Here is a 16,494-nt window from a genome sequence, read left to right as displayed (position 1 = left end):
GAACGCCTCGGGCTCGGCGATGGCCGGCGTCGCGCCGCGCCCGAGGCGTTCCGCGCAGAAGATGCCTCCGAGCACCAGGGCGAGCGCCAGGGCCTCGTTGATCCCGAACGGCTCGCCAGCCAGCACGGCGAGGCCTGCGCCGAAGATCGGCACGAGGTTGACGAAGAGGCCGGCCCTGTTCGGCCCGATCAGCTCGACGCCGCGCATGAAGAACAGTTGCGCGGCGAGCGACGGCCCGAGCGCGACGAACACCACGATCGCCCAGCCCTGCGCCCCCGGCCAGATCAGCCGACCGGCCGCCGCCTCGACCGCCAGGAGCGGCAGGGAGGTGAGGAAGGCCATCAGCGCCATCGCCGCGAAGAACGTCAGCCCGGAAATCGCCGGGCGATGCGGCAGGGCGAGGGTGTAGCCGGCGTAGAGCAGGCAGGCGATGAAGACGAGCACGTCGCCGCGGTTGAAGTCGAGGGTCGCGAGCACGTGCCAGTCGCCGTGCGTCGCCGCCACCGTCGCGCCGACGAGGGTGACGAGCACGCCGACCACCTGGCCGGGCGTGACCGCGGTGCGATACAGGGCGTAGTTCAGCAGGATCACCAGCACGGGGATCGAGCCCTGGAACAGGGCGAGGTTGATCGCGCTGGTGTAGGTCCCGGCGGCGTAGAACAGGCTGTTGAACGCGGTGTAGCCGAGGCCGCCCATCAGCAACACGAGCCGCCAGTGACCGCGGATGCCCGACCAGTCGGCGGCGATGCGCCTGCGGGCGAGCAGCCCCAGAACGACGCAGACCACGCCCCAGCGCAGCGAGGTGATCGCCTGGGGCGAGACATGGCCCGGCGCCCACCGGCCCGCTACGGCGTTGCCCGCCCAGAGCAGGGCGGTCAACGTCAGGAGCGGGTAGGCAGCAGCGGTCCGGACGGGCGCAGGAATCGGCGGCCGCTCAGCGGCGGCGGAACTGACCGCCGCGCACCGGCGGACGGGGGCCGGCGGAGCGCTCGTCCTTGTGCCGGAACACGAGGCGGCCCTTCTCCAGGTCATAAGGCGACATCTCGACGGTGACGCGGTCGCCGGCCAGCGTCTTGATGCGGTTCTTCTTCATCTTGCCGGCGGTGTAGGCGACGATCTCGTGGCCCTGGTCCAGCTGTACCCGGTAGCGCGCATCCGGCAAGATCTCGAGAACGAGACCGTCGAACTGCATCAATTCTTCTTTCGCCATTCACCCTCTCCAGTCGGACCGTCTGGAAGCAGGCGTTCCGGCGCACGATCTTTCGTCACGGCAATTCGATGTCCGCCGCGGCGGCGGGTCCGTATCCGGAGGCGCCACGCCGTCGAGCGTCGGCACGATGTAGGGGGCCGCCGCCATGCAGGCAAGCTTTGCCGCAACGTCGTCGCGACGGCGTCGACATAAAAAGCATCGTTCCTGCACGATTCCTGCGCGGAACGACCGATTCTACGGCGCGACCTCGTTGCCGGCATAGTCGAGCCGCCCGTCCGGCGTGCGCTTCCACGCCCGCAGCGACACGGCCCCCTGGCGCAGGTCGCCCTGCGCATCGAAGACGACCTCGCCCTGGATCGTGCGGAAGGGCGCGCCTCGCAAGGCCGCGGCGACCCTGCGCGAGTCCTGCGATTTCGCGCGGTCGAGCGCCTGCGCCAGCACCTCCACCGCCGCATAGGTCGGGCCGGCGACCGCATCGGCCTCCGCGGTGCGCGGCGGCCGACCCTTCGCCTCGGGCAAGCGAGCCGGTTCGACGGGAACGGTCATCACCGTGCCCTCGCCGGCGGTCGCTGCGAGGCTCGCGAAATCGCGGTCGAGGATGCCGTCGCTCGCCACCATGCGGGCGCCGAGGCCGGCATCCCGCATCGCGCGCAGCAGGGTCGCCGCTTCCGGAGCCAGGCCGCCGAAATACACCGCCTCGACGCGGGCCGCCTTCAGGGTCGTTACCAGTTCCGTGGCATCGCGGCTGCCGCGCGGCAGGCTCTCGAACGCCACCTCCGGGTCGCCACCCGCCTTCAGCGTGCGCGAAACCGCGTCTGCGAGACCGCGTCCGAAGGTGGTGCGGTCGTGAACGATGCCGATCCGCCGCCCGGGCTCGTGCACGAGGAGATAACGGCCGGCCGCCGCGCCCTGCTGCGCGTCGCCAGGGACGACACGGAAGATGTTCCCATAGCCCCGCTGCGTCAGCGCAGCCCAGGACGCGCCCGGCGTCACCAGGACGACACCCGCATCCTCGTAGAGCGGCGCCACCGCGGCCGCGACCGAGGATTCGAGAGCGCCGACCACGAGGCGGATGCCGTCCGCCGCGAACCGCCGGGCGACCACGGCGCCCTGCTTGGCCTCGCCGGCATCGTCGGCCACGACCAGCGCCAGCTTGCGGCCGGACGTGCCGGTGGCGCGATTCAGGTCGGCGATCGCCTGTTCGGCCGCGAGCCGCATGCCCTGGCCGAAGGCCGCATCCGGCCCAGTGAGCGGCGCCGAAAGACCGATCCGGACGACGGTCTGCGCCGCGGCCGGCCCCGCGAGGAGGAGGGCGGTGACGATCCCGATCAAGGCGCGCATCGAAACCATTTCCCGGTGACGGTCGGGGACCGCGATCCCGCCCGCAAGCTTAGTCGCCCCCGTCACGCTGCGAAAGCGTAGCACCGAGCAGCCTGATCGATCGACAATCCGTTCGACGGCCTCCGGTCCCCGCCGGCCCAGCCGTCAAAGCGCCCCGTCGCGGATCGCGCCCGGGTCGGCGAGGCCGTACAGCACGCGGGCGGCGCTGTGGGCGAAGCGCAGCGTCACCGCCTTGCGGCGCGGGCCGGAGAGCGGGTGCTCGGGCGCCTCGCGGACCACCAGCCCGCCGAAGGCGTCGGCGACGATCAGGCCGCATTCCTCGGGGATCAGGGATTCCGGCACCGTGTCGGGGATCGCGAAGTAGAACCGGTCGCAGAAGTCGCGGTAGTCGGGCCATTTCCGGTCGGCGCGGAAGTCGGCGACGCTCGACTTGATCTCGACGATGGTCAGTCTCCCGGCACCGCAGAGTGCGATCACGTCGGCCCGCCGGCCGTTGACCAGGGAGAACTCGGGCAGGGTGGCGCACCCCATCTCGGAGAACAGACGGCGGACGCCGCGCTGGATCTTCAGCGCCGTCGGCGACTGGCGCCGGTCGGGCGGCAGGACCAGATCGGGCGCGGCTTGGGCCGGGAGAGCGTGGGCGAGGGCTGACGGCATCGTCTCTCGTGTGGCGGCCTGTGCCGAATCGGGACGCGGCATCTTGCCAAGGCCTGACTCGCCTTGTCACCTGCGGCGGGAGATCACGCGAGCGCGGCGCGGATCGCGGCGAACCCGTCGGTGAACGCCGCCGGCCGGGGCTGCAGGATCAGCGGCGACTTGATCTCGTGAATGCGCCCGTACCGCACCGCCGGGATCGCTGCCCATCCCGGCCGCTCCGCGATCCGCGCGACGTTGACCTTCTTGCCGCACCAGGAGGCGAGGATCACGTCGGGCGCCGCAGCGATCACCGCTTCCGGCCCGACGATCCGGTCCTTGGCTGCGGCCATCCGGGCGTGCTCGGGAAACACGTCGTCGCCGCCGGCGATGCCGACCAACTCGGAGACCCAGCCGATGCCGGAGATCATCGGCGCGTCCCACTCCTCGAAGTAGACCCGCGGCCGCGGCCGACCGGCGAGCTCGGCGGCCACTCGCGCGAGGTCGTCGGCGTAACCCTGCGCCAGGGCCTCCGCACGGTCCGGCACGCCGACGAGCGCGCCGACCGTGCGGATCATCGCGAGGCAGCCGGCCACGTCGCGCTGGTTGAACAGGTGTACGGCGACGCCGGCGCGGGCGAGGTCGGCGGCGATGGACGCCTGCAGGTCGGAGAAGGCGAGGACGAGGTCGGGCTCGAGCGCCAGGATCTTCGGCAGGTCCGCGCTGGTGAAGGCCGACACCCGCGGCTTCTCCCGCCGGACCTGCGGCGGGCGCACCGCGTACCCCGAGACACCGACGATGCGGTGGTCCTGGCCGAGTAGGTACAGCGTCTCGACGGTCTCCTCGGTGAGGCAGACGACGCGCTCGGGCGGGAACCGCCGCATCAGCGCTGGAACCACGCGAGCAGGCCGGCGCCCGGCGCCAGGAGAACGAAGGCCCAGACGATCGCCGAGAGCACGTTGGCCAGCTGGAACGGCAGCCGGGCGACGCCGAACATCCCGGCGATCAGCGGCACCACCGCGCGGGCCGGCCCGAAGAACCGCCCGACCGCCACCGCGGCCGCGCCCCAGCGCTTGAGGAAGACCTCGCCCTTGGCGACCATCTCCGGGTAGCGCCGCATCGGCCAAAGCCGCTTGGCGCCCTCGCCGTAGTACCGGCCGAACTCGTAGGACAGCCAGTCGCCGAGCGCCGCGCCCAAAGCCGCGGCGGCCACCACCGGCCAGAACGGGATGTCGGCCGCGCCGACCATCGCCCCGATCCCGACCAGGATCACGGTGGCCGGCACCAGCAGCGACAGGAAGGCGATCGATTCGCAGAAGGCGAGCACCCCGACGATCAGCGGTGTCCAGGCGCGATGCGCCTCGACGAAGGCGAGGGCGGAGGCACGCAGCGATTCGAAGTCCATGACCTGTCTTTTCCAGGGTGAGCCGCGCCGGGTGCGCGCGGTGCCGAAAGCCGGTAACACGCCGCGGGACCGATGCGCGCGGGAGAGCCGCGGGGAGACATCGCGATGAACATCCTGTCGATCCAGTCGCACGTCGCCTACGGCCATGTCGGCAACGCCTCTGCGGTGTTTCCGATGCAGCGGCTCGGGGTCGAGGTCTGGCCGATCCACACGGTGCAGTTCTCCAACCACACCGGATACGGCGCCTGGCGTGGCCGGGTGTTCGACGGGCCGGCGGTGGAGGACCTCGTGGCCGGCATCCGCGAGCGCGGGGTGCTCGGGTCCTGCGACGGCGTGCTTTCCGGCTACATGGGCTCGGCCGACATCGGGACCGCGATTCTTGGCGCGGTCGCGGCGGTGCGGGCGGAGAACCCGCGCGCGCTCTACGCCTGCGACCCGGTGATCGGCGACATCGGCCGCGGCGTCTACGTCCGCCCCGGCATCGCCGAGTTCATGGCCGACCGCGCGGTGCCCGCCGCCGACATCCTGACGCCGAACCAGTTCGAGCTCGATCTGCTGACCGGCCTGACCAGCGGCACCCTCGCCGACGCCAAGCGCGCCGTCGCCGCGCTGCAGGCCCGCGGCCCACGGGTGGTGCTGGTGACCTCGCTCGCCACCGACGCCACGCCGGCCGACGCCATCGACATGCTGGCCGGCGAAGGCGGCACGTTCTGGCGGGTGCGCACGCCCCGCCTCGACCTGTCGGTCAACGGGGCGGGCGACTGCATCGCCGCCTTGTTCCTGGTGCACTACGCCCGCACGCGCTCGGCGGCGCTCGCACTCGGGATGGCCGCGGCCTCGGTCCACGGGATCCTGCGGCGCACCCTCGCCGAAGGCTCGCGCGAGATCCTGACGGTGGCGGCGCAGGACGAGTTCGTCGCGCCGACCGAGACGTTCCCGGTCGAGACGGTCTGAGCGAGAAGGAAGGAACTGCGATGCCACGCCGCTTCGTCACCCTCGACGTGTTCACGACGCAGGCGCTCGCCGGCAACCCGCTCGCCGTCGTGCTCGACGCCGGCGGGCTCGACACGGCGGCGATGCAGGCCATCGCCCGCGAATTCAACTTGTCCGAAACGGTGTTCGTGATGCCTCCGGACGACCCGCGGCACCGGGCAAGGCTGCGCATCTTCACGCCGGCCCGCGAGCTACCCTTCGCCGGGCATCCGACGATCGGCACCGCCGTGCTGCTGGCCCTGCGCGCGGAGAATGCCGGGACCGCCGACGCCGTCGCGTTCGGCCTGGAGGAGACGGTCGGCACGATCCCCTGCGTCGTCGAGGTCGGCGACGGGGCGGGGCGCGCCCGCTTCAAGCTCCCGATCCTGCCCGAGTCCCTCGGCGACGCCGCGGAGGCCGCCGAACTCGCCGCGGCGTTCGGGCTGACGGCGCAAGACGTCGGCTTCGGCAGGTATCGTCCGAGCCGGCACGGCGTGGGCCCGAGCTTCACCTTCGTCCCGGTGGTGTCGCGCGCCCGCCTCGACGCGGCGCAGCCGGGTACGCTTGCGGGCTCGCAGGACGGCTTCTTCCTCTACGCGCCGGACGAGGCGGACGGCGCACGCGCGTTCCAAGCCCGGATGTTCGCACCGGCGCTCGGCGTTCCCGAAGACCCGGCGACGGGTTCCGCGGCGGCGGCCTTCGCCGGCGTGCTGATGCAGTTCGAGACCCTCAGCGACGGCACCCACGACGTGGCGATCACGCAAGGAGTCGCGATGGGCCGCCCGAGCGAGATCGCGTTGCAGCTCGTCATCGAGGCCGGGGCGCTGCGTTCGGTCGAGATCGGCGGTGCGGCGCTGATCGTCTCGGAAGGACTGCTGCATGTCTGACCGCCCGACGCCGGATCCGCGGCCCTACGGCTTCGAGGTCGTCCGCCTCGCGCGGCTCGAAGCGCGGCTGGTGACCTACGATTGGGCCTGGGCGCGCGACAACGCCGAGCGCATCGACGACAATTGGAGGCGCCGCCGCGCGGCGCAGCCCGCCCTGTTCGATGGGCCGGTGCTCGTCGCCTGCGGATGCGCGATCGACGACGACACCTGCCGCCTCGACCTGTTCGAGACGCCGTATTCGCGGTTCCTGGCCTATCGCGACGGCGGCTCGCCGGACGGGCACGTCGCCAACGCCTTCGCGGCGATCGTGCCGTGGAGCGCCGACGGCGCGGTGCTGCTCGGGCGGATGGGCGTGCACACCGCCAACGCCGGGCAGATCTACTTCCCCTGCGGCACGCCGGACCTGGACGACGTGCGCGGAGAGTCCGTCGATTTCTCCGGCAGCGCCGCGCGCGAGCTTCTTGAGGAGACCGGCCTGCGGGTGCCGGACGGCGCGACCGAGGAATGGGTGTGCCTGCGCGGCGAGGGGCAGCTCGCCTTCCTGCGCCCCGTGCGCTTCACCGAGCCGGCCGCAGCCCTCGTCGAGCGCATGGAACTCTACGCCTTGCGCGAGGACGAGCCGGAACTCTCCGGCATCGTGACCGTTCGCGGTGCCGACGACCTCGACGGTGCGATGCCGGGGTTCGTGCGCGCCTACCTCGCCAGCGCGTTCGAGGCCGAGACGGGCGCCGCCGATGTGATGCCCTGACCGGTCCGTGACCCCGATGCGTCGACAACCGGCGGTGCATCGGGCAGGCTTTCGCGACATCCAGCCGCCATCCCGGAGCCCCGCATGACCCTGATTTCCAGAACCGCGCTCGTCACCGGCTCGACCAGCGGGATCGGGCTCGGCATCGCCCGCGCGTTGGCGCGCGACGGGGCGAACGTGGTGCTGAACGGCTTCGGGGAGGCCGACGCGATCGAGGCGGCGCGGGCCGCGATCGAGTCCGAGTTCGGCGTGCGGGCACACTATTCGGCCGCCGACATGTCGAAGCCGTCCGAGATCGGCGACATGGTGCGCGAGGCGGAGGAAAAGTTCGGCTCGGTCGACGTGCTCGTCAACAATGCCGGCATCCAGTTCGTCTCGGCGATCGAGGAGTTTCCCGGCGCGAAGTGGGAGCAGATCATCGCGATCAACCTGTCCTCGGCCTTCTACGCGATGCAGGCGGCGATCCCGGGGATGAAGGCGCGCGGCTGGGGACGGATCGTCAACACCGCCTCGGCGCACTCGCTGGTCGCCTCGCCCTACAAGTCGGCCTACGTCGCAGCCAAGCATGGCATCGCCGGCCTGACGAAGACCGCGGCGCTGGAACTCGCGACGCACAAGATCACGGTCAACTGCATCTCGCCCGGCTACGTCTGGACGCCGCTGGTCGAGGCGCAGATCCCCGATACGATGAAGGCGCGCGGGCTCAGCAAGGAGCAGGTGATCGACGAGGTGCTGCTCAAGGCGCAGCCGACGAAGGAGTTCGTCACCGTCGATCAGGTGGCTGCGCTCGCCCTGTTCCTGTGCTCGGACGCGGCGAGCCAGATCACAGGCACCAACATCTCGATGGATGGCGGCTGGACCGCGCAATAGGCCAAACGAGAACACCCCGCCGGACAGGTCCGACGGGGTGTTTCGAGGTCGCGGCTCGCTTTCGAGACGCCTCGGCGTCAGCGACGCCCGTGGAGCAGCAGGGCGAGGCCGTAGCCGACGGCGCCTGCGATCATCAGCGCCACCAGCGGGTTCTCCTCGACCCGCGAAGACACCGCCTCGCGGCCGTCGCGCAGGTAGTCGCCGCGACGATCGTAAGCATCTGAGGCGTAGTCCGTGACGTTGTCGGCGACATCGCGGATCTTGCTGCGAGCTTGGCCGTAGGCGTCCTTGGCCTGACCGTAGGCGTCCTGCGCGCGGTCGCCGGCCTCGTCGGCCACGCTGCGCACGGTGTCCTTCGCCTGTCCGTAGGCGTCCTGCGCGCGCCCTTGCGCCTCGCGCAGGCGCCCCTCGGCGGAGTCGCGGTTCGACCCGACGAAGTCGCCGGCCGCCCCCTGGATCTTGCCGCCGAGTTCCTTGGCACCGCCGACGATGCGATCCGTATCCACCATGGTCACCTCCTACGCGTTCGTTGTGCTGGTTCGGTGCGAGCGACTACTTGCCCAGAATCTTCGTGACGAGGCGGCCGATCGGCGAGGCCGAGCTCGCGTTGCGGTCGTCTCGGACCACTTGGCGGTCCTCGTTCCCGAGAAGCTTGGTGACGATGCGTCCGATCAGGCTCATGGCTCTCTCCGCGAGGTTGGCGCCGACCGACGGCGCAGCTTGCCTCCTCAACGGCCGATCGCCGCACCGCGTTCCGTCATGCGCGAGCCCGTTGCCGCGGAGCGAAGCCGGCCGGAACGACCTAAGCGGCGGCGCGCAAAAACTCCGCCGCGCCGTCCAGCGACGCGCGCGCCTCCGGCAGCATGCTGTGGGCGAACTGCCAGACGTGGCTGACCACGGGGAACACCGTGATCGAGACGGTGACGCCGACCGCGCGCGCCTTCTCGGCCATCCGCACGGAGTCGTCGCGCAGCACCTCGCGCTCGCCGACATGGAACAGCAGCGGCGGCAGGCCGGCGAGGTCCGCGAAGAGCGGCGAGATCCGGGGGTCGCCCGGGTCGACGCCGCCGAGATACAGCGGCCCGAGGTTGAGCATCGCCCGCGGGTCGAACATCGCGTCGCGCTGCGCATTGCTGACGCGCGAACCGTCGCGGGCGAGGAAGTCGGTCACCGGCGAGAACAGGGCCGCGGCCGTCGGCAACGGTAGCCCCCGGTCGCGGGCCGAGAGCATCGCCACCAAAGCGAGGTTGCCGCCGGCAGAATCGCCTGCGATCGAAGCCGGCCCGTGCGCCGCGAAGGCGTTCCAGGCCGCGCAAGCGTCCTCGGTGGCGGCCGGAAACGGATGCTCCGGCGCGAGCCGGTAGTCGGGGGCGAAGATGGTGAAGCCGCGTTCGGCCAGCGCGCCCGTCACCGGGCGGTGGGATTTCGGCGAGCAGGCGACGAAGCCGCCGCCGTGCAGGTAGAGCAGCCGCCGCTCCGGCCCCTTCGCATGGGCCGGCCTGACCCATTCGCCCGGAATGCCGCCGACCGTGCCGGCCTCGTAGGTCGCGCCGGCCGGGTCGGGGAACGTCCGGCCGCCGAACACGGCGCGGATCTTTGCCACGTCGTCCATCGCCCCGAGCCGGTTCCGGACGTTGCGCCTGACCATGTAGGACGCGAGATGCGCGCGCAGGCTCGCCATGTTGTCGTCCGCTCCAGGTCGTCGGTGAGGTTCGCACGAGCGTGCCGACCGTGCCTTTGGCCGAGCAGGATAGGTTCGCCCCAGCGCCATGAACAGGCGCCGGCGTCGCCGAGCGCCGCATTCGCGCATCACCGGCGCTCAAACGGCATTCGGGCGATGGCGTCGGCGAGCGCTTGGCGCGAAGCTTCCATGATCTTCGTCGAGCCAACGCGCTTTCAAGGGACCGATGTCCGATCGCCTCCTGCATGCCGGCCTCAGCATCGTGCTGTTGCTCGCCGTCGCCGTCCTGTTCTCCACGAACCGTCGGGCGATCCGCCCGCGCGTGGTGCTGGCCGCGCTCGGTCTCCAGGCCGGGCTCGGCGCCCTCGTGCTGTTCGTGCCCGCGGGCCAAGCGGGGCTCGCCGCGGCGGCGGGCTTCGTCCAGACCGTGCTCGGCTACGGCGACCGCGGCACCGCGTTCCTCTTTGGCGGCCTCGTCGAGCCACGGATGTTCGAGCTGTTCGGCGGTAGCGGCTTCATCCTCGCTCTGCGGGTGCTGCCGCAGATCCTCTACGTCTCGGCACTCATCGGCGTGCTCTATCACCTCGGGATCATGCAGGCCGCCGCCCGGATCGTCGGCGAGGGCTTGCGCCGCGTGGTCGGCACCAGCCCGATCGAGTCGTTCTCGGCGGTGATCACCATCGCCATCGGCCAGAGCGAGATCGCGGTGGCGTTGCGGCCGTTCCTGGCGCTGCTCACCGGGGCCGAGCTGTTCGCGGTGATGACGAGCGGCGCCGCCTCCACCGCGGGCTCGATCCTGGCCGGCTACGCGGCGCTCGGCGTGCCGATGACCTACCTGCTGGCCGCCTCGCTGATGGCGATCCCCGGCGGCCTGCTCTACGCCAAGCTGCTGATGCCCTCGACCGAGCCGACGCGGATCGCGACGACCCGCGTCACCTTCGGGGAGACCCGGGCGGCGAACCTGATCGAGGCCGCCGCCGACGGGACGCAGAAAGGCCTCGCGGTCGCGGTCGCCGTCGGCGCGATGCTGATCGCCTTCGTCGGCCTGATCGCTCTGGCCGACGGCCTCGTCGGCTATGTCGGCGGGCTCGCCGGATATCCGGCGGCCTCGATCCAATCCATCCTCGGCGCCGCGCTCGCGCCGCTCGCCTGGCTGCTCGGCGTGCCGTGGGAGCACGCGACGCTCGTCGGCGGCGCCATCGGCCAGAAGCTCGCATTCAACGAGTTCTTCGCCTACGCCAACATCTCGCCCGCTCTGAAGGGCGGCGTTCTCGATACGCGGAGCCAAGCGATCGTCTGCTTCGCGCTCTGCGGCTTCGCCAACCTGTCGTCCATCGCGATCCAGCTCGCGAGCTTCTCGAGCCTCGTGCCCGAGCGCCGCTCCGAGATCGCCCGCTACGGCCTGCGCGCCATCCTGGCCGGCACCCTGTCGAACCTCACGAGCGCCGCCATCGCGGGCCTCTTCATCGCCGGCTGAGGCGGATCGTCGGCCTCACGCCGTTCCGCGCAAGCGTGTAGAAGGGCGCCGCATCGCAGGGGCTCTCGCACCGGTTTTCCCCGCGGGGCGGATTGCGACGGGGCGGCGCGACAGGCTGCGACCCGGTCGGTAGAGGACGGACATGACGGCGGCTCTCGACCCAACGGCGACGAAGGACTCCGCAGGCTCGCGCCCCGCGACGCCGCGGATCGTGCCGCCGTTCCGGGTTCCGCCAGAGCGCGAGCCGCCGATCCTCTCCTATCTCGGGGCGCTGCGCACCAACGCCCTCGTCGGCTGGCCGCGCCAAGCCTACGAGGAGCCGATCACCCGCCGCAGCCTCCTCGGGCGGTCGAGCTTCACCTTGAGCGATCCCGATGCGATCCGGCGCGTGCTCGTCGACAACCAGGCGAACTACGCCCGCACCGCCGGCTCCGTCCGCATCCTCCGTCCCATCCTCGGCGACGGATTGCTGATCAGCGAAGGCGCCCCCTGGCGCCACCAGCGGCGCTCGCTCGCGCCGGCGTTCACGCCGAAGGCGATCGACGGGCTGGTGCCGCTGATCGACCAAGCGATCGGCGACGCGATCGTGGACCTCGAGGTCGCCGCCGCGCGCGGCCCCGTCGCGCTGTTTTCGAGCCTGCACAGGCTGGCGCTGGAGATCGCCGGGCGCAGCATGTTCTCGGTGGCGATGGACCGGCACGGCGACGCGCTTCGCGGCTTCATCGCTGAGTATTCCGAGCGGCTCGGCCGGCCCCACCTCCTCGACATCGTGATGCCGCCGACCTGGCGCGCGCCCCTCGACTTCCCGCGGGCGCGATTCCGGAAGCGCTGGACCCCCTTCCTCAGCCAAATCATCGAAGCGCGGGCTGCCGACGCGACGCCGCGCACGAACCGCGACCTGCTCGACCTGATGATGGCGGCCCGCAGCCCGGAGAGCGGGGCGGCCTTCACTTATGCCGAGGTCCGCGACCAAGTCGCGACGATGATCCTCGCCGGCCACGAGACCACCGCCGTGCTGCTGTTCTGGGCGGCCTACCTCCTCGCTCTCGCGCCCGACCTGCAGGAGCAGGTGGCGCGCGAGGCGCAGGGCGCCGACCTCACCGCCCCGGCCGGCTGCGCTCAGGACGGGCGGCTGCCGCTGACCCGCGCAGTGATCGACGAGACGATGCGGCTCTACCCGCCGGCCTTCGTCATCGTCCGGCGGGCGCTGCAGGCCGACAGCGTCGCCGGCGTGGAGATCGCGGCCGGCGACATCGTGATGATCTCACCGTGGGTGCTGCACCGGCACAACCGCCTCTGGGACGACCCGCACGCCTTCGACCCGGGCCGGTTCCTGCCCGGCGCGCCGACGATCCCGCGTTACGCCTACCTCCCGTTCGGCGTCGGCCCTCGGGTCTGCATCGGCGCGCACTTCGCCCTGACCGAGGCGGTGCTCGCGCTCGCCCGCATCGTCGGCCGCTTCCGGATCTCGCTCGCCGACACCAAGCCTGTCCTGCCGGCGGCGGTGGTGACGACCCAGCCCGAGCACGCGCCCGACTTCACGCTGGTGCCGCGCTGAGCCGGCTTCGCGACAGGCGCTCTGCGACATCGCGCCGTCACATTTAAACCACGGCCGGAACCTAGGCCTCGGCGACGCCCGCCAAACGGGCAAGATGCCGTTTCAGCCAGCCCGGCGCGCGTTCTCGATGCCGGGATCCTTTGCGGATGCCCCATGTCGCACGTGACCGCGTTCCCGATCGCGCAGAAACCCGCGAAGCCGTCTGCGCCCCGCCTGCACGCGGTCGCCGCGGGGGAGGGCGACAGCCGCGCCATCGCGGTGCGCAGCCTCCGCCTCGGCATGTCGGCCCTCGACGAGGTGATCGGCCTTCTGGAGGGCGACCTCGGCGCCGCCTTCGAGCGTGCGGTTGAGACCATCGTGTCGGTGAAAGGCCGCGTCATCGTCTGCGGTATCGGCAAGAGCGGCCATGTCGGCCGCAAGCTCGCCGCGACGCTGGCCTCGACCGGCACGCACGCTTTCTTCGTCCATCCCACCGAGGCGAGCCACGGCGACCTCGGCATGATCGCCCCCGACGACGTGATCGTCGCCCTGTCCTGGTCGGGTGAGACGGTGGAACTCGGCGACCTCGTTAGCTTCTCCCGGCGCTTCTCGATTCCGTTGATCGCGATCACCTGCAACGCCGACAGCACCCTCGGCCGCGCGGCGGACGTGCTGCTGGCCCTGCCGAAGGTCCGCGAATCCTGCCCGCACGACCTCGCCCCCACCACCTCGAGCCTGATCCAGCTGGCGCTCGGCGACGCGCTGGCGGTGGCCCTGGTCGAGAGCCGCGGCTTCACTTCGGCGCGCTTCAAGACCCTGCATCCGGGCGGTACCCTCGCGGCGCGCCTGAAGGCCGTGCGCCAGCTCATGCACACCGGCGACGAGGTCCCGCTCGTGCCCGACGACATGGTCATGTCCGACGTACTGATCGAGATCACCCGGCGCCGCTACGGCTGCGTCGGCGTGATCGACGCGGATGCGCGCCTGATAGGCATCGTCACCGACGGCGACCTGCGCCGCCACATGGGACCCGCGATCCTCGACACCACCGTGCAGCAGGTGATGACCGCCGCCCCCGTCGTGGTGGAGGCCGACCTCCTGGCGAGTGCCGCCCTTGAGGTGATGAACCGCAAGCGCATCACCGCGATCTTCGTGGTCGAGGACGGCCGCCCCGCCGGCATCCTCCACATCCACGACCTGCTCCGGGCCGGCGTGGTCTGATCGGCTCGCGACCCTTCGCGGATGTCCGGGGTCAGCCCGAGGCGGCGCTATAACGCGCCGTAGAGCTCCACCCGCATCCAGATGCTAACGGCGCCGAAGTTCTGGAGCGCGGTGCCGCCATAGAACGCGAAAGCCTTCTCCGGTCGAACGGGAGCCCTACGGGCGGACGAGTCCCATGAGGGCGTCCGGTCATGCCCCGTGGGCCCGAAAAGAAAAAGGGGCTGGCGATCCGCCAACCCCTTCGACCACCCGAAAATTCGATGGTACCACCGCCCCGGCTCGAACGGGGGACCTCTAGATCCACAATCTAGCGCTCTAACCAACTGAGCTACGGCGGCACTGCGGCGGGGTGTATCGTGGCGGCGTCGGCATTTCAAGCGGGTTGGAGAACGCGCATCCGTCTGTGGACGACGGGCGGACCGACGTCCTAAAGGATCGGGGGTGACCCGTCGTTCCAAGCCCGCCCTACGATGAGCCAGACCGCCGAACCCCCGCGGCGCCGTTGGGGGCGCGCCACCGTGGTCCAGGCGCCCGGCCGGCTCCGCGTCCTCGTCCGCCGGAGCGAAGTCGGCCTGGTGGTGCTCGCGGGGGTGACGGGATGCGTCGCCGGCGCGGCGGTCGCGGGCATGACCGTCGCGACGCAAGCCCTTCGCGAGACGTTGTACCGCCTGCCGCACGGCACCCGCCTGAGCGCGGCCGACGGCGTGACGCCGCTGGCTCTGCTGCTCGGCCCCTGCCTCGGCGGCATCCTGCTCGGCCTCGTGATCCTTGCCGCCAGCGCGGTCCGCGGACGGCGCAGGCGGCCGGTGATCGATCCGATCGAGGCCAACGCCCTGCATGGCGGCCGGATGTCGCTGCGCGACAGCCTCTACGTCGCGGTTCAGAACGTGATCTCGAACGGAAGCGGCGCCTCGGTTGGGCTGGAGGCCGGCTACACGCAGATCTGCGGCGGGCTGGCCTCGCGCCTCGGCATCGCCTTCGAGATGCGGCGCAACGACTTGCGCACGCTGGTCGGCTGCGGCTCGGCCGCCGCCATCGCCGCCGCCTTCGGCGCGCCGCTGACTGGGGCGTTCTACGCCTTCGAGCTGATCATCGGCACCTACTCGATCGCGACGCTGACGCCGGTGATGGTCGCCGCGCTCTGCGGCAGCCTGGTCTCGCGCGGCCTGGTCGCGGCCCAGCCCCTCGTCGCCCTCGATAACGTGCAGGCGGTGACGACGGCGGCGGTGACGGGCGCCGACACCCTGCCGAGCCTGGTCCTCGGCCTGCTCTGCGCCGGCCTCGGCATCCTGATCATGCGCGGGGTCACGCTGGTGGAGCAGGGGGTGGCGGCGACGCGCATCCCGCGGGCGGCAGGACCCGCGCTCGGAGGGCTCTGCGTCGGGGCGCTCGCCCTCGCGATCGGCCCGCAGGTCCTGTCCGGCGGCCACGGCGCCCTGCACGTGCATTTTGCGGACGGCGCCGAAGGCTACGGCACGGTGGCGCTCGCGCTGCTGTTCGTCGGCAAAGCGACGGCCTCGGCGATCTCGATCGGGTCGGGGTTCCGCGGCGGCCTGTTCTTCGCCTCGCTGTTCCTCGGGGCGCTCGCGGGCAAGCTGTTCGCGACGGTCGCGCCCGAGGTGATCCCGGGGCTCGCCGCCTTCGGGTTGACGCCGCTCGCCTACGCGGTCATCGGCATGAGCGCGCTCGCGGTGGCCGTCATCGGCGGCCCGCTCACCATGACGTTCCTGGCGCTGGAGGTGACCGGCAGCCTGCCGATCACCGGCCTCGTCCTGGTCGCGGTGATCGCCTCCTCGCTCACCGTGCGGAAGACCTTCGGCTATTCCTTCGCGACGTGGCGCTTCCACCTGCGCGGCGAGAGCATCCGCAGCGCCCACGACGTCGGCTGGATCCGCAGCCTCACGGTCGGCCGGCTGATGCGCAAGGACGTGCGCACCATTCCCCTCGACACGCCGATGGCGACCTTCCTGCGCGCCCACCCGCTCGGCTCGCCATCGCGGGTGATCGTGGTCGATGAAGCCGGGCGCTATGCCGGCATCGTCCTGGTGCCCGAGGCACACGCCGCTACGCGCGACGAGGCCGGCACGCCGGCGCCACTCGCCGAAATCCTGCATCACCCCAACGACGTGCTGACACCGGAACTCAACGCCAAGGAGGCGTCGGCGGCCTTCGATCGCACCGAGAGCGAGGCCCTGGCGGTCGTCGACACGCTCGACGACCGGCGGGTGATCGGCATGCTCACCGAGAGCCACACGCTGAAGCGCTACAGCGACGAGCTCGACCGCCAGCGCCGGGCGATGCAGGGCGAGGCGGACTGAGCGTCGGTCGGCCGGCGCTCAGCGCGGGCGGCGACCGACGCTGACGACGTTGCTCGGCCGCGCCTTCCGCTCGGGCAGGATTTCCTCGACCTTTTTGACGATGCTGGCGGCGTCGAGGCCGGCTTCGGCGTACATCTTGTCGGGGCTGTCGTGGTCCTGGTAGGCGTCCGGCAGCGTCATCGTGCGGACCCGAA

Annotated in this window: 17 protein-coding genes and 1 tRNA gene; 8 read left to right on the top strand and 10 right to left on the bottom strand. The window is 71.4% G+C overall.

Annotated elements, in window-relative coordinates; translation table 11 throughout:
• The 6 genes from FV222_RS05515 to FV222_RS05490 form a co-directional block, all read right to left on the bottom strand.
• Nucleotides 1–879 (bottom strand): DMT family transporter (locus FV222_RS05515; protein WP_348644929.1); only part of this gene is annotated, 879 nt, incomplete at its 3' end.
• A 55-nt stretch (nt 880–934) separates the two neighbouring features.
• Nucleotides 935–1,210 carry a translation initiation factor IF-1 gene (gene infA, locus FV222_RS05510; RefSeq protein ID WP_147025743.1) on the bottom strand — a complete coding sequence of 92 codons (276 nt, stop codon included), beginning with the start codon at nt 1,208–1,210 and terminating at the stop codon, nt 935–937.
• 234 nt (nt 1,211–1,444) lie between these two features.
• Nucleotides 1,445–2,551, bottom strand: a complete 1,107-nt coding sequence (locus tag FV222_RS05505; RefSeq protein ID WP_147763233.1) for a branched-chain amino acid ABC transporter substrate-binding protein — start codon at nt 2,549–2,551, stop codon at nt 1,445–1,447.
• Nucleotides 2,552–2,695: 144 nt separating this feature from the next.
• Nucleotides 2,696–3,208 carry an MmcB family DNA repair protein gene (locus FV222_RS05500; RefSeq protein ID WP_147763232.1) on the bottom strand — a complete coding sequence of 171 codons (513 nt, stop codon included), beginning with the start codon at nt 3,206–3,208 and terminating at the stop codon, nt 2,696–2,698.
• Nucleotides 3,209–3,291: 83 nt separating this feature from the next.
• Entirely contained in the window at nt 3,292–4,068 is a 777-nt protein-coding gene (locus FV222_RS05495) for a cobalamin-binding protein (protein ID WP_147813341.1), read from the bottom strand.
• Nucleotides 4,068–4,589, bottom strand: a complete 522-nt coding sequence (locus FV222_RS05490; RefSeq protein ID WP_147763230.1) for a DedA family protein — start codon at nt 4,587–4,589, stop codon at nt 4,068–4,070. The genes FV222_RS05495 and FV222_RS05490 overlap by 1 nt, the downstream gene beginning before the upstream one ends.
• A gap of 105 nt (nt 4,590–4,694) precedes the next feature.
• Between FV222_RS05490 and pdxY the strand changes: the two genes are divergently transcribed.
• The 4 genes from pdxY (at nt 4,695) to FV222_RS05470 (ending at nt 8,066) form a co-directional block, all read left to right on the top strand.
• The gene (gene pdxY, locus FV222_RS05485; RefSeq protein WP_147813339.1) at nt 4,695–5,543 is read left to right on the top strand and encodes a pyridoxal kinase PdxY; all 849 of its coding nucleotides are present in this window, start codon (nt 4,695–4,697) and stop codon (nt 5,541–5,543) included.
• A gap of 20 nt (nt 5,544–5,563) precedes the next feature.
• Nucleotides 5,564–6,448, top strand: a complete 885-nt coding sequence (locus FV222_RS05480; RefSeq protein ID WP_147813337.1) for a PhzF family phenazine biosynthesis protein — start codon at nt 5,564–5,566, stop codon at nt 6,446–6,448.
• Nucleotides 6,441–7,196 carry an NUDIX hydrolase gene (locus tag FV222_RS05475; RefSeq protein WP_147763227.1) on the top strand — a complete coding sequence of 252 codons (756 nt, stop codon included), beginning with the start codon at nt 6,441–6,443 and terminating at the stop codon, nt 7,194–7,196. Before FV222_RS05480 ends, FV222_RS05475 begins: the two co-directional genes overlap by 8 nt.
• Before the next feature lie 84 nt (nt 7,197–7,280).
• Nucleotides 7,281–8,066 carry a 3-hydroxybutyrate dehydrogenase gene (locus tag FV222_RS05470; RefSeq protein WP_147763226.1) on the top strand — a complete coding sequence of 262 codons (786 nt, stop codon included), beginning with the start codon at nt 7,281–7,283 and terminating at the stop codon, nt 8,064–8,066.
• A gap of 77 nt (nt 8,067–8,143) precedes the next feature.
• Here FV222_RS05470 and FV222_RS05465 read toward each other — a convergent pair whose 3' ends face one another.
• The 3 genes from FV222_RS05465 to FV222_RS05455 all read right to left on the bottom strand — a co-directional run bounded on the left by FV222_RS05465 (nt 8,144) and on the right by FV222_RS05455 (nt 9,747).
• Nucleotides 8,144–8,575, bottom strand: a complete 432-nt coding sequence (locus tag FV222_RS05465; RefSeq protein ID WP_147763225.1) for a CsbD family protein — start codon at nt 8,573–8,575, stop codon at nt 8,144–8,146.
• A gap of 43 nt (nt 8,576–8,618) precedes the next feature.
• The gene (locus FV222_RS05460; protein WP_147726177.1) at nt 8,619–8,747 is read right to left on the bottom strand and encodes a TFIIS helical bundle-like domain containing protein; all 129 of its coding nucleotides are present in this window, start codon (nt 8,745–8,747) and stop codon (nt 8,619–8,621) included.
• Between the two features lie 121 nt (nt 8,748–8,868).
• Complete coding sequence (locus FV222_RS05455; protein WP_147763224.1) at nt 8,869–9,747, bottom strand: alpha/beta hydrolase; 879 nt, start codon at nt 9,745–9,747, stop codon at nt 8,869–8,871.
• A gap of 226 nt (nt 9,748–9,973) precedes the next feature.
• Between FV222_RS05455 and FV222_RS05450 the strand changes: the two genes are divergently transcribed.
• From FV222_RS05450 to FV222_RS05440, 3 genes are all read left to right on the top strand, one after another.
• Nucleotides 9,974–11,224 carry a nucleoside transporter C-terminal domain-containing protein gene (locus FV222_RS05450; RefSeq protein WP_147763223.1) on the top strand — a complete coding sequence of 417 codons (1,251 nt, stop codon included), beginning with the start codon at nt 9,974–9,976 and terminating at the stop codon, nt 11,222–11,224.
• Nucleotides 11,225–11,366: 142 nt separating this feature from the next.
• On the top strand, nt 11,367–12,782 hold the full coding sequence (locus tag FV222_RS05445; RefSeq protein ID WP_147763222.1) for a cytochrome P450: 1,416 nt from the start codon (nt 11,367–11,369) through the stop codon (nt 12,780–12,782).
• A gap of 153 nt (nt 12,783–12,935) precedes the next feature.
• Nucleotides 12,936–13,982 carry a KpsF/GutQ family sugar-phosphate isomerase gene (locus FV222_RS05440; RefSeq protein WP_147753023.1) on the top strand — a complete coding sequence of 349 codons (1,047 nt, stop codon included), beginning with the start codon at nt 12,936–12,938 and terminating at the stop codon, nt 13,980–13,982.
• Nucleotides 13,983–14,243: 261 nt separating this feature from the next.
• Here the strand turns inward: FV222_RS05440 and FV222_RS05435 are convergent.
• A tRNA-His gene (locus FV222_RS05435) sits at nt 14,244–14,320 on the bottom strand.
• A gap of 132 nt (nt 14,321–14,452) precedes the next feature.
• Between FV222_RS05435 and FV222_RS05430 the strand changes: the two genes are divergently transcribed.
• On the top strand, nt 14,453–16,300 hold the full coding sequence (locus tag FV222_RS05430) for a chloride channel protein (protein ID WP_147763221.1): 1,848 nt from the start codon (nt 14,453–14,455) through the stop codon (nt 16,298–16,300).
• Nucleotides 16,301–16,494: the final 194 nt, after the last annotated feature.

This window comes from Methylobacterium sp. WL103 (assembly GCF_008039885.1).
Lineage (GTDB): Bacteria > Pseudomonadota > Alphaproteobacteria > Rhizobiales > Beijerinckiaceae > Methylobacterium > Methylobacterium cerastii.
This window is presented reverse-complemented; position numbering and strand designations above follow the sequence as displayed.

Coding starts and splice junctions, on each gene's coding strand:
- infA (WP_147025743.1), bottom strand. CDS start 1,210: ATGGCGAAAGAAGAATTGATGCAGTTCGACGGTCTCGTTCTCGAGATC.
- FV222_RS05505 (WP_147763233.1), bottom strand. CDS start 2,551: ATGCGCGCCTTGATCGGGATCGTCACCGCCCTCCTCCTCGCGGGGCCG.
- FV222_RS05500 (WP_147763232.1), bottom strand. CDS start 3,208: ATGCCGTCAGCCCTCGCCCACGCTCTCCCGGCCCAAGCCGCGCCCGAT.
- FV222_RS05495 (WP_147813341.1), bottom strand. CDS start 4,068: ATGCGGCGGTTCCCGCCCGAGCGCGTCGTCTGCCTCACCGAGGAGACC.
- FV222_RS05490 (WP_147763230.1), bottom strand. CDS start 4,589: ATGGACTTCGAATCGCTGCGTGCCTCCGCCCTCGCCTTCGTCGAGGCG.
- pdxY (WP_147813339.1), top strand. CDS start 4,695: ATGAACATCCTGTCGATCCAGTCGCACGTCGCCTACGGCCATGTCGGC.
- FV222_RS05480 (WP_147813337.1), top strand. CDS start 5,564: ATGCCACGCCGCTTCGTCACCCTCGACGTGTTCACGACGCAGGCGCTC.
- FV222_RS05475 (WP_147763227.1), top strand. CDS start 6,441: ATGTCTGACCGCCCGACGCCGGATCCGCGGCCCTACGGCTTCGAGGTC.
- FV222_RS05470 (WP_147763226.1), top strand. CDS start 7,281: ATGACCCTGATTTCCAGAACCGCGCTCGTCACCGGCTCGACCAGCGGG.
- FV222_RS05465 (WP_147763225.1), bottom strand. CDS start 8,575: ATGGTGGATACGGATCGCATCGTCGGCGGTGCCAAGGAACTCGGCGGC.
- FV222_RS05460 (WP_147726177.1), bottom strand. CDS start 8,747: ATGAGCCTGATCGGACGCATCGTCACCAAGCTTCTCGGGAACGAGGAC.
- FV222_RS05455 (WP_147763224.1), bottom strand. CDS start 9,747: ATGGCGAGCCTGCGCGCGCATCTCGCGTCCTACATGGTCAGGCGCAAC.
- FV222_RS05450 (WP_147763223.1), top strand. CDS start 9,974: ATGTCCGATCGCCTCCTGCATGCCGGCCTCAGCATCGTGCTGTTGCTC.
- FV222_RS05445 (WP_147763222.1), top strand. CDS start 11,367: ATGACGGCGGCTCTCGACCCAACGGCGACGAAGGACTCCGCAGGCTCG.
- FV222_RS05440 (WP_147753023.1), top strand. CDS start 12,936: ATGTCGCACGTGACCGCGTTCCCGATCGCGCAGAAACCCGCGAAGCCG.
- FV222_RS05430 (WP_147763221.1), top strand. CDS start 14,453: ATGAGCCAGACCGCCGAACCCCCGCGGCGCCGTTGGGGGCGCGCCACC.